This window comes from Imperialibacter sp. (assembly GCF_048007035.1).
Classification (GTDB): domain Bacteria; phylum Bacteroidota; class Bacteroidia; order Cytophagales; family Cyclobacteriaceae; genus Imperialibacter.
The window spans coordinates 3,389,106-3,401,375 of record NZ_CP180355.1 but is presented as its reverse complement, the minus strand read 5'-3'; the positions used below and the strand labels follow the sequence as shown (position 1 = coordinate 3,401,375).

Genomic DNA, 12,270 nt, shown 5'->3' with positions numbered 1-12,270 from the left:
TTATGCCTCAACTCGCAGCCTTCCCCAAAGCCTTTATGCAAGCCCTTTGCAAAGACGGAACGATGACGGTTTCGCAGTGGATTGAGCTGGCAGTGAAACTTGACATTGACGGTCTGGAATGGTACGCTGGCTTTCTGGAGATGAATGACCAGAGAAACTGGTCTGAGTTCCGAAAACAAGTTGAAGGACATGGGAAGGTGATTCCGATGATGTGCTGTTCGCCCGACTTCACCCATCCTGATAAAGCTTTTCGGCAAAAAGAGATAGAGAAGCAAAAGCATTGGATTGACATGACCTATGCCCTGGGGGGAAGCTACTGCCGTGTTCTTTCCGGACAAAAAAGGCCCGAGCTGACCATTAATGAAGGTGTGAAGCTGGCTGTCGATTGCATTGAAGCCTGCCTTCCCTATGCAGAGGAAAGAAGCATCACGCTGATCATTGAGAATCACTATAAAGACGATTTCTGGGAGTATCCCGAGTTTGCACAAAAAGCTGATGTCTTCTGCCAACTCGTTAACAGCATAGATGATCCTAACTTTGGCGTCAACTACGATCCGAGCAACACCTACCTGGCAGGAGAAGACCCAATAGACTTGCTCAAGCGGGTTTCGCACCGGGTGGTGACCATGCATGCCAGCGACCGGTATTTGAAATATGGCTCCATTGAAGATTTGCGGACCGAAGAAGGAGGAGCCGTTGGGTATGCCAAACGATTAAGTCATGGAGAGATTGGCAAAGGGCTGAACGACTATGATGCCATTTTTACTGAATTGAAAAGGGCAGGTTTCAATGGTTGGATCAGTATTGAAGATGGCGTAGACGGCATGGATCAGCTGGAAAGAAGCGTGGCTTTTGTGAGGAGAAAGATGGCTGAGTATTGGCAAGCCTGATGGTTAGCTGCAAGCTTAGTTGCCCTTTGTGCTACAGATTTTGAAGCCAACGCATAAGTAAAGTATCATGCAAGGTATGTCTGCCATCATTTACAATGACGAATTCCTTTTTTGTCAGCGCCTGTAAGGCTGAACTCACTGAACTTGCCGCTCCAAAGCCATGCTTACCCAAAAACTCCTGAGAAAGTGGATTCTCCACCTCTTCTGATTTGGCAATAGCAATCAGCAATTTCCATTGAAAGGCTGTAAGCAATTGCTGGTAGGTAGAAAAAATTGGCACCTCCTGATAAATAATCTCTGCAAGCACTTCATCGAGTACCTTCTGGTCGACAACATTACTCCTTCCATACAGCTTGTTACAAATCAGCTGTACATAGTAGGTTTGCCGCCTCGTCCACTCAAAAATCCTATCAATAAAAGCCGTGCCGATCGACTTCCCAGCGTTGTTGAATCGAACCGAAATAAAATCTGAATACTCTGCAACCGGAAGAGCCTCTAGTTGCAGCATTTGAGCACTTCTATAAAAAGGCCTCGATGCTTCACTGAACATAGATTCCATCATCTGCCGATGGCTTCCACTGAATACGAAGCGTACCATCGGAAATTCCTGCATCCAGGTGCGAAACGTGGCCTCTGCGTGCTCCTCCTGGTAATTAACTACTTGTTGAAATTCGTCAATGCAGATCATCACGGGTTTCTTCCTTGCTTCCAGGTATTTGCCCATAGCTTCCAGGGAGGATGGCACAGACTGATCTGGAACAAGGCCAAAAGTAACCTGGGGGGTTCCGCTAAGTGGGTCAACGCCAAAAGTGGCGCCAATAGAGCCAATGAATTTGAGTAAACCAGCCCCTATTCCTTTGCTGGTATCATTTAGCTGATGGACTATGGCGGTTGCGATCCGTTTGTTAGCTTCGCCCAATGTTGAGGTTCCCAAAAGATCAACAAATACGGTGTCTGCCTTTTTGTTCTTATTCAAGTGATAGAAAAAATGCCTGATCAAAGACGTCTTCCCCATGCGGCGCCATGAATAAAGCACTGTGTTTCTCTCGTTATCAAATTGCTCCATCATCCAGGCTAACTCCCGGGCCCGGTCACAGAAGTGCTCAGGGCTATGATAACCTGAAACAATGAAAGGATTCGCTGATGGCCTCATACCTGTCTATTTATTACGAATTATTCGTTACGCATAGTTCGTTACGTAAAGTTCGTAATAAAGGTAAGAAATACCAAACAGTTGGATATAGAAGTGAAAATGTGGGATCAATCTGTATTTCTGGGGGGATTGATGTTTGGCATGGGTATTTTCTGCTTGCATAAAAAAGCAAAAGGTCCAAGCCTAACCCGGCCGGGCGAGACGCATTGAACCAGTTCTGCTTTTTTATTGCCGCCTATTTGCTGAATCGAATAACACTCCTTTTGAGTTTTATCCCCCAGATTTTCCGCTTGATCCAAAATGTTTTTGGTATTGTGAGACCGCAGATGCAGGCTATTTTATTTTAAGGCAAAAAAAGAAGGTGTTCTACCAGAACACCTCTTTCAACGCTGCCTATTCGCACAGTATTTCTACTTTACGATCAGACGGCTAATATTTTATGGGTTGGCCTAAGGGCCGCTCCCCTAAAAAAGGAGAGCGTCCTTAAGCCGAGGTCAGGTCGATGGCCTCATTGTTGTTTATGACTAAATCTTTTAAATCTGTTGGTGGAGAAAATGTCTCAAGTCGTCTGAACGACCACCCGATGAATCTGGCTTTGAGTGCTACAGCTTTCGAAATCTGGCCGAGCAACAATACGTCATAAATATTCATTAGGCAGCGATAAAACTCGTCTGATAAGACTTCCTCTTCTCCAAGGTGCTCAAATCTTACCAGGCGAAGTAGCGCTATTTAGCCAACGACATGATTTTTTTAGTGATCGACAGAGGTAAGCGAGAATGTGATTACAGAAGAGAAATTTTGGCCATAAAATCAGGCTTATAGGCCCGGCCAATAGGGATTTTCGTTTTGTCGAAAAAAACGTAGCCCTCGCTTATCATCGTGATTCTGGAAAAGTTGATCAGGTAAGACTTATGCACCCGTTCGAAGCCAAAGGCCAGCAACTTGTCCTCAATACTTTTTAGTGTGTGACTGATAATGTGCGATTGACCCGCCACAAAAATCTTTGCGTAGTTATCAAATGCCTCCACATAGTCAATGTGTTCCGGATCAACTGACACCAAACCTTCTTTGTCTTTTATAAAGAACTTTTCCGGTTTGGTTCGCCTGGCAGACTGGATTTTATGAAAGGCCATTTCAACGTTCACTTGTATATCCTGCTGATTGAAAGGTTTCAGTATATAGGCTACCGGGTTCACTTCCTTCGCACGACTTAGCGTATCCGTATCATAGTAGGAGGTAATAAAAATAAACGGGGTTGGGTTTGTCCGATTAATGAACTTTGCCACATCTATGCCATCTTTTTCACCCGAGAGATTTACATCCAACAGTACCAAATCAAATGTTGACTCGGTAAGCCTCCTGAGAGCATCTTCGTATTTGAGAGATATTTTGATGTCGCTGACACCAAGATCCTGCAGATGAAAGGAAAGGTCATCAGCGATAAGCGGTTCATCCTCTACTATAAGTACCTTTTTCTCCATGATCTTTTACGCCAACTTAAAACTAGAAATGAGTAAAGACGCTTCTGTACCGTTATCGAAATTAAAGCTGACAGTGGCTTCCAGTTTCATTGCAAGTGATCTGATCATCCGAATCCCAAAAGAATCAGATTTACTAATATCCTTTTTGCTACCCACTCCGTTGTCACAAACCTTCAATTCAAGCTGGTTGTTGGCTCTTTTCAACGCAATTGAGATGTTCCCCTCCTTGTCGTTGGGGAAGGCGTGCTTGAATGAATTGCTTATCAATTCGTTCAGGATAAGCCCGATGGGTATGATGGTATCTACATCAATGTTAAGGTTTTCGATATCGTAGCTCACGGACACCCGTTCAGGCCCGACACCATAGGAGGAGCGGAGTGTGCTGGTGAGGTTTTCAATGTAATCCAGGGCTTCTACGCCAGCCAGGTTTTCGTTTTGGTAGAGCTTCTGATGAATAAGCGCCATTGCCTTTACCCTGTTCTGCCCCTCATTCACTGCATCCTTGGCCCCTTTGTCTTCGATGTACCTCGATTGCAAGCTCAACAGGCTCGAAATAATTTGCAGGTTGTTTTTGACCCGATGGTGAATCTCCTTCAGAAGCAGCTCCTTATCCTTCAATGACTTGGATATTAACTTGTTGGATTTTGTCTTGGAGCGAATGAGCACCCCAAGAAAAACCGCTCCCACTATTACTATGAGCGTAACAAAAAGATAAATATTCCGCTGATTGACTGACTGCTGATTTTCAAGTTTGAGCTCTGTGATCTCCTGCGCCTTCTTTTCGCTTTCATATTTGGTTTCCAATTCCGCCAGGGCCTTCAGCGACTTTTCATTGATGAGAGAATCATTTAAGGCCACATAGCTATTCAAGTATTTATTGGCTGTTTTATAGTCTCCGGTGGCTTGATACGATTGATACAGAAGCTGGGTAGCGTCTACGGCCGATGGAAGTGTTGCCGTTTCATTTGCAAGGCTCATAAGCCTTTCCGCATAGTCTATCGCTTTTGCATAGTCTTCGAGTGTGAAAAGTATCTGGCTGGCATTTTTCAAAGAAGAAGTCCTGATGTCTACGTCAGGGTTTGTGCTTTGCAGCATCTCATCGTATAGCGACAATGCCCGGGCTAGTTCGCCTCGATTTTCATGCAACTTTGCCAGATTTAGTGTATTGTAATCTCTCAGGTAAGGATCGCTATTCTCCCTTTCCATTAACAAAGAAGCCAGCTGATGATACTCAAGAGCCTTTTCGTATTCTTTCGTCTTGTTATAAATTAAAGCCAGGCCAACATAGCTGTATTCCATTTGGGCCGTATCACTGATCGATTTTGCATGCTCAAGCCCACGCAGGCTGTATTGCTCGGCTTTCTCATTGTCGCCCATGCTGAAGTAGATGCTCGCCAGGTTAGCAATAATGGAACCTTCAAAGCTTTGGCTCATAAAGTCGGGCTTTCCTTCTACCTCCTTCAAAGCATTCTGAAAGCTCTCAAATGCCATCTCATTGTTGCCCTTTTGCCGGCTTACATTGCCTATACCGTTGTGAGCCCGGGATTTGAGTAAATGCTGCGCTTCGCTGCCTAATTGCAGCGCCTGATTGAAGAAGTATATCGATGAGTCGGCTTTCCCGGAAATTCCATAGGTAATGCCACAACGAAGAAAGAATTCAGCTTTAATGGAGTCGTCCCCCTCCTTCTGGAGTAGGTTTTCTCCAAGTTTAATAAGCTTCAGTTTATATCCGGGGTTTTGAATGGTGTCAAACTGACTAATCACTTCAGGGAGGGATTCCTGTGCATTGGAGATAGTGCAGCTAAGCAGCAACAGTGCTAACAAGTGAGCTTTCTTTAACATATAATATAGGCAGTCGGTCGATTGAGTCATTCCGAAGAATCGCTCAGCAGTGCCTAAGATAGTAAATTTGAGTTTTAGACAGTCGTTTGTGGGAGATGCAATACAGGAACGGCGAAAAATAAGAAGGTCATCCATTTCTGAATGACCTTTTATAGTGGGCCCACCCGACCGCAGGGAAAATTTCGAAGCCGAAAACAGGCGTTTTCATATCTTTTTATCCTTGCACTAAATAAAACGTATCGCCAGGCTTAGAGAGTTGCCTATTTACCTTTTGGGTTCCCTTTTGCTTGTAGTTTAAGTATTTTTTTTAGTTCCTGGGCATCCACTAAGTCTTGCATAGAATCATCAAGTCGCTTCGTGTTTTCCTTCATTTGTATTAGATGATTGATGTGAACAACCGGAAATTTAATGTCTTTCAGCGTAATCACATTTGAATGCTGCTTGCACTCGTCCCAACTGAAAATTCTCTGAAATGTATTAGTCATCAAATCGACATAGGTTGCTTCATCATCTGAAAAAAGTCTTATCGGTGTCGGGCTCTCAACAGGTCTGTTTTTTTTTATGGCTGTTATCGATGCATGGTCATATTTTAACACGTCAACAAGCGCTGAGTAAAGTTTGCTCATGTTGCTTTCGGTAGACTTTACCCAAAGATCCATATCTCCGGTATACCTGTGGAATCCATAGTAGGCAACTGCAAGGCCACCAACGAGGACGTATTCTGTGCCCGTGCTATTGAGCGCTTTTGCGATCTCGTAATAAAACGGATCGTTTATGTCCATTTTATGATTCTTTTCTCAAATGTAACAGCTGTCGTGCGGCCCACATTAATTAGTCGCATCATGGCGTTCCAATATTCGTGATCACTCATTGCCATGCAGCGAAGCCGGTCTTCGGTCCGAGGATCGCTCTCTGGGTTCCAGGACAAAGAAGACTTCATTCCGTTGGGCAACACGGTGGTGGAAGAAACCGCCTTTAATGTCTGCTTAGTCTTCATATTCTTTGTAGTCAGCACACTTAAAGTTACAAAAACTGGCTTTTAAAAATTAATCATACTAAAGTAATGGGCAAATAGTTGGCAGAATCTTTCAAAAAAAAAGTCACCCATTTCTGAGTGACTTTCGTGGGCCCACAAGGATTCGAACCTTGGACCCCCTGCTTGTAAGGCAGGTGCTCTGAACCAGCTGAGCTATGAGCCCCACTATTTATTATTCTCACGCTCCTGGCCTTTTACCCTCCCGACCTGAAAGTCGGGATGCTCTGAACCAGCTGAGCTATGAGCCCCTTTTCAAAAAAGCCTGCTGTTTTCACAACCCGCTTCTCCGTTAGGGAGTGCAAATGTAGTACCCTTTTGTATTTTTGCAAATAGGTTAATAAAAAATATTTCTTCGCTCATAAAATTTATATCGTCAGCGTTGTATCGTAGAAACGCCTTTGATTTGTTTAATTTTATCCTGTGAAAATTCCACGGCTAGCCGCACTGATACTTACCGGAGTAATTGCTTTTGTCACTGCCACGCTATTGGCTTGCCTGCTGTACATTCAAATCAACCGTGATGAGTTCATTCAATACTTTCTGGACAATGTAAATGAGAGACTCACCACCCCGGTTAAAGTAGGGCACATCGACATTTCGTATTGGGACAGTTTCCCCAACATATCGATTGTCTTGCAAAAGGTTGAAGCAGGCACACCCGAAGACCCATTGGTAAGCATTGGGCGATTATCGTTCAGTTTTCACCTTTGGAACTTCCTTGATAAAAATTACCACATTCGTCAGCTCAACGTAGAAAAAGCCGAAATCAACCTACTCATAGACGAAAACGGCATCAGGAATTTTGATGTGTTCAAAAAGAAAGTGGTGGATGAGGAATCGCCCAAGTTAACTATTGGCAAGCTGAGAATTTCCAACAGCAAGATCCGTTACGAAGACAGGCCTTCAGAGCTACTGAGCTATTGGGAGTTCAGCCAGGCGCACTTCGATATCCAGTCCATTAACAGCCCTCAGGTTTTCTCAGGACATTGGAAAGGCACCAATCTGAAAACGGTTTACCAGGGCTTTCCCTACATGGAGGGAAGATTGCTGGAAATAGAACTTCTGGGAATGAGGATCGACAAGGGGCATTTGACCGAAATCAAGGCCTGGGAGCTGAAGGAGGCCAGCCATAACCTGACCGGCACGCTGACGTCATCAAGCCCAGATGAACTGCTACTGGAGTGGTCTGGCAACACAAAATCATTGAAGGATTTACTTAGTAATATCCCCGCTGGATGGCCGACTGACTGGGCCAGTTACGATTTAGAAGGCGAGGCGACATTCAAAGGAAGCTACGTAAAACAAAATGGGAAGCCCACCCTGGTCACCGACTTTAGCGGACAGCATGTCCGGTTCCTTTACCCTAGCCGCCAGCTAACATTTTCGGACTTTAGTTTGGACGGCCGGCTGACAACCAACCTTCAGTCGGAAGGCACGAGTCTTCAATTGCAAAACCTATCGGGAACGATGAACGCCTTTCCTGTCCAGGGCGACGCCACCATCACCAACATGGCCACCATGCACACCAGGGCAGAGCTGGAGGGCAATATGACACTAGCGCAGTTTGAGAAAATCGTACCCGACTGGGGCATAAAAAGCGAAAGCGGCACGCTGACCTACCTGCTTGGCTTTGAGGGGAAACTGGATGAAAAAGCAACAGGCGATTGGCTGATAGATGGAGAAACAACTATCCAGGATGCAACCTTTTCATGGCAAAGCTACCCGCTGTTGTTCCGGGAGTGGAGTGGGATTTTACTATTCAACGACCGTGATGTTGCATTTACAGAAACTACCGGCAAGCTGGGAAACAGCGATCTGCGAATTAATGGACTGCTGCGAAACTTTCATTTTTTCTATGAGGAAAAGAACAACCTGCTGCTGGTGGAAGGCAAGGTGTCAGCCAACAGACTGGACCTGAATGAACTGCTGGCCAATAAAAACACCTCTAACGGGGACGGCGGCGCTTATTCGCTTACAGTGAGCCCCAGGCTCCGTGTGAAACTAACGGCAGAGGCTGAAACGGTGGTTTTTGACCGGTTTACCGGCAAAAATGTAAATGCCGAAGTGCTTATTCAAAACCGGCAGGTATATGTGAAAAAACTCGATTTCTCTACCATGGGCGGTGATATCAAGCTTACCGGTAACTTGTCCGACCAACCCGGGGACACCCTGCTCACCTATTTCTCAGGAGAAGTGAAAAACCTCTACATCGACAGCGTCTTCTACGTTTTTCATGACTTCGGACAAACCTGGATGCAAAGCAAGCACATCAAGGGACAGCTTTTTGCCGACTTTGATGTCGACATGGGCGTTCACAACAACCTCAGCTTTATGTCCGACCTGTTCAGGGCCCGCATCAATGCCAGGGGCGTTAACGGTCAGCTCATAGATTTCGCCCCTATGCAAGAGCTTTCAAGACTTGTGAAAGAAGACAAACTGGGGCACCTGACCTTCGGAGAGCTCACCAACCAGTTCCTTATCGAAAACAGAAAGATCCTTATTCCAAGCATGGATATCAAATCTAATGTATCCAATATCACCCTTAGCGGCACCCATACTTTCGATCAGCAAATCGACTACCGCCTGAAGGTTCCTTTATTCAACAAGCAACGCCGGCGTGACAACGATGAAAGCTTTGGTGCTATAGAAGAAGACGAAAGGGGGAATATCTACGCTCACGTGAAGATTGCCGGAACAACCGATGACTACAAGGTAAGTTATGACGCCCGCAGCGCCGCCAAAAGCCTGATTGAGAACATCAAAGAGGAAGGGAAAGTGTTGCTACAGGAAATCAGAAAAGAACCCGGGAAAAACGCTAAAACGTTACAACTGAAGGAGGAAGAGTTTTTCGAGTTTGAGGCCGACACAACAAAAAAGGGAAATTGATAAAAAGAGCTACTCTCTCCTCAATAAGCTTCCGTTTCGTTCTTCGACAAACTCTCCATTGTTTCTCGCCAACTTGCCATTGACCAAAACAAAATCGACACCCTCAGTGAGGTGGTGAGGATGCTGGAAGTCGGCCTTTACTTTGACTTTAGCCGGGTCGAAAATTGCGACATCAGCTTTGTAGCCTACCTTCAGTAGCCCTCTGCCTTTCAGCCCGATAATTTCAGCGGTTTGTCCGCTCATTTTATGAACGACTTGCTCCAGCGTAAAATAATCACCTTGCACAGCGTAAGTCTCAATCATTTTACCGAAGCTGCCATAGCCTCTCGGGTGTCTCATGCCGGGGCTGCCGTCGGACGACACAACCACATAGTCGCTTGTCATCAAAGCCTCCTGCAATGAATCGTCCATCACAAAATAAGCTGCACTTGCTCCTCTGGGCCCAATATCATCAATCAGGATATCTTCAAACGGTTTGCCGAGCTCTTTTTCAAGGTCGGCCAGCGTTCTGCCTGCATAGGGAGCTGTGCCGAAGAGGGTCGCAGCCGGCCCATTTCTTTGAGCAATCTTATTTCGCAGAAACTCCTCCAATTCACCCCTTCTCGCCTTTTTAACTAAGTTGAAATTGGCTGGCGGAATGGCCCAGTCGGGGAACACAATACCTATACCTGTGAAGCTAGCCATATACGGATAGACATCAGCACTTACCCTGTAGCCAAGCGATTCATACTTCGTAAGGATGGAAATAATTTCCAGAGCCCTTTTTGTACCCTCGCCGTATACCGACTTGAGATGGGACACGTGCACAGGAGCCCATTCACCCAGGCTCAGAAACTCATCTAGAGAGGCTTCCAGCTTGTCGTTGTCTTCGTTGCGGATGTGAGCCATTAACACGCCCTGGTAGCTGCCCACTATTTTTGCCAGCGCCTGCAATTCCTTTCGTCCAGAGTATCTGCCTGGAACATACTCCAACCCCATGGTCAGGCCAAAGCTGCCCAACCGTAGCTGATGATCCAGTTCAGTAGTCATCATCGCCATGTCCGCCTCACTTAATTCCTCTTCAAAAGGCGTTTCTGTTTCCATTCGCAATGAACCATGACCTGTAAACGGAGCAATATTAAGTGCCGGCCCAATACTATCTACGGAAGCCTGCCATGCGCCAAACCCGCCCTTGGAATCACTTGAGCCATCCTGCCCGAGACAAATGGTAGTGACTCCCTGGGCAACAAAGTTGTAGAATTCGGGTGTTTTGATTGGGTCGCCATGTGCGTGAGCATCAATAAAGCCAGGCGTAACCACTTTGCCGCTCGCATCTATCTCAAGCGTGGCAGTTCTGGTGGAGTCCAGCTGACCAATGTAGGCGACTGTATCGGCCTGGATGATAATACTAGCCAGATAGCCCGGTGACCCAGAGCCATCGATAACCTTTCCATTTCTGATAACAACGTCAAATTTCTCAATCCCTCGCAGGTTTTTCGGAAGGCTGGGCTCAGGGGAGCATGCTAACATGCCGGCGCCCATAACCAGAAGATGGGCGGTCGCTAGTTTCCTTTTCATATTGGAAGATAATGGAATTATGTCAACAGACGACCTCAAACTATTGGAATGGAAATAATAAAAGTTGTCGATTCTTCATCTGACGACTCCAGCGCCAGCGACCCTCCGATCCTCTCAAGGGAGCTGGAAGCGAGATAGAGCCCTAAGCCTGATCCTTTTGACTCTTCCGTGCCTCTGTAAAAAAGTGTGAAAATATGATCTCTCACATCATTTTTTATCCCGATGCCATTGTCAGTTATTCGAACCTGTATATGGGTCTCTGTTTTAACATAGTCAATGACAATGGTGGCCTTCCTTACTCTTTCAGGCGCTCTAAAGTTGATGCTATTTTCTATCAGACTGTCAAGCGCCACCCGAAAGAAATACTTATCGCAGCAAATGGTTGCGTCCTCGTGCCCTGTCAGCTTCAAGTCAACATTTTGCCCGGAGAGGTCAAAACTAAAGGCTTTGACAGACTCGTTGATCATTGACTGAAGGCTTCGCTCCTTCGTTTCCAAAACTCGTCCTTTGATGCTGTTGATGATTAAAAGCCTTTGCAGGGATTTATCCAGCTGGTAGGCGGTTTGACCAATAAGCCCAAAGTACTCCTTTGCATCAGGCAGATCGTGAACATTTTTTCCCAGCTCTGAAAGCCCGATCATCCTGGCAATGGGGCCTCGCAAATCATGAGACGCCCGGTACACAAAGTTGTTGAGTTCGTTAACAGAGCTTGCTAGGTCTTGCTCCGACTTCAGCATTTCGGAGATATCATGCACCAACACCATATTGGCACGAGATTCTTTGTAATCTATGGCGTGGGTAAATATCTCAACAAATATGCTAGCACCACTCTTCTTCACATGCTTCCAACGACCTGTAAGGTGGAAAAAGCCCTCCTTCTCAGTTGACTCGGGCAAAATTTGCTCGGGCTGAATTTCCACCTGTATATCTTCCAAAACCATCGTCAAAAACTCCTCCCTTGAATAGCCATAGATGTCTACCGAGGTTTCATTCACATCCAGTATTCGGCGGGTATCAGTGTCGTACACCCACATCGGCAATGGATTTTGATTAAAAAGCAATCGGTATTTCCTTTCGTTTTTCAGGGCTTCTGTTCTTTCCAGGCGTAGCTCCTGGGTGTTGAATTTTATGAGGCAGTACAGCAGTACGGAGGTGGAAGCGACAAAAAAAAGTCCTTTATAGCTCTGGATCTCTGAGAGCATATCTATATCCTTTACCAAATAAGATACAATCTTGTCTGACAGAACGATATACATCGTGGCTATCAGAAAATAAACCGCAACGATGCGAAAAGAAGTTAATTTCATTAATAATTCCTTTCTTGATCTATTCAAGAAAAGTTATGCGTAAAAAAACAGAAATATAATGATGCCTGTCAGCATAACGCCCGGCAAAAATCAAGCAGAGTAGGTAAAAATAGTAGGA

General features: G+C 45.6%; 9 protein-coding genes and 1 tRNA gene. 2 read left to right on the top strand and 8 right to left on the bottom strand.

The genetic code is table 11. The features are described 5' to 3' along the window. The first annotated feature begins 2 nt into the window (after positions 1-2). Entirely contained in the window at positions 3-890 is an 888-nt protein-coding gene (locus ACMVP2_RS14645; protein ID WP_416868172.1) for a sugar phosphate isomerase/epimerase family protein, read from the top strand. Positions 891-921: 31 nt separating this feature from the next. Here ACMVP2_RS14645 and ACMVP2_RS14640 read toward each other — a convergent pair whose 3' ends face one another. From ACMVP2_RS14640 to ACMVP2_RS14615, 6 genes are all read right to left on the bottom strand, one after another. Next, entirely contained in the window at positions 922-2,043 is a 1,122-nt protein-coding gene (locus ACMVP2_RS14640) for an AAA family ATPase (RefSeq protein WP_416868171.1), read from the bottom strand. Positions 2,044-2,825: 782 nt separating this feature from the next. Beyond that, the gene (locus ACMVP2_RS14635) at positions 2,826-3,524 is read right to left on the bottom strand and encodes a LytR/AlgR family response regulator transcription factor (RefSeq protein WP_339792109.1); all 699 of its coding nucleotides are present in this window, start codon (positions 3,522-3,524) and stop codon (positions 2,826-2,828) included. Positions 3,525-3,530: 6 nt separating this feature from the next. Further along, positions 3,531-5,366, bottom strand: coding sequence for a tetratricopeptide repeat-containing sensor histidine kinase (locus ACMVP2_RS14630; RefSeq protein ID WP_339792108.1), 1,836 nt, complete (start codon positions 5,364-5,366; stop codon positions 3,531-3,533). Between the two features lie 260 nt (positions 5,367-5,626). Continuing rightward, positions 5,627-6,148 carry a nucleotidyltransferase gene (locus ACMVP2_RS14625; protein ID WP_416868170.1) on the bottom strand — a complete coding sequence of 174 codons (522 nt, stop codon included), beginning with the start codon at positions 6,146-6,148 and terminating at the stop codon, positions 5,627-5,629. Continuing rightward, positions 6,139-6,363: a hypothetical protein gene (locus ACMVP2_RS14620; protein ID WP_416868169.1), complete on the bottom strand. Its 225-nt coding sequence runs from the start codon at positions 6,361-6,363 to the stop codon at positions 6,139-6,141. The genes ACMVP2_RS14625 and ACMVP2_RS14620 overlap by 10 nt, the downstream gene beginning before the upstream one ends. A gap of 127 nt (positions 6,364-6,490) precedes the next feature. After that, positions 6,491-6,565: transfer RNA gene (locus ACMVP2_RS14615), tRNA-Val, on the bottom strand. A gap of 257 nt (positions 6,566-6,822) precedes the next feature. Here ACMVP2_RS14615 and ACMVP2_RS14610 point away from each other — a divergent pair. Beyond that, complete coding sequence (locus ACMVP2_RS14610; protein ID WP_416868168.1) at positions 6,823-9,288, top strand: AsmA-like C-terminal region-containing protein; 2,466 nt, start codon at positions 6,823-6,825, stop codon at positions 9,286-9,288. 9 nt (positions 9,289-9,297) lie between these two features. Here ACMVP2_RS14610 and ACMVP2_RS14605 read toward each other — a convergent pair whose 3' ends face one another. Both ACMVP2_RS14605 and ACMVP2_RS14600 read right to left on the bottom strand, forming a co-directional pair. Beyond that, positions 9,298-10,845 carry an N-acyl-D-amino-acid deacylase family protein gene (locus tag ACMVP2_RS14605; protein ID WP_416868167.1) on the bottom strand — a complete coding sequence of 516 codons (1,548 nt, stop codon included), beginning with the start codon at positions 10,843-10,845 and terminating at the stop codon, positions 9,298-9,300. A 35-nt stretch (positions 10,846-10,880) separates the two neighbouring features. Beyond that, positions 10,881-12,152 carry an ATP-binding protein gene (locus ACMVP2_RS14600; protein WP_416868166.1) on the bottom strand — a complete coding sequence of 424 codons (1,272 nt, stop codon included), beginning with the start codon at positions 12,150-12,152 and terminating at the stop codon, positions 10,881-10,883. Positions 12,153-12,270 lie beyond the last annotated feature (118 nt).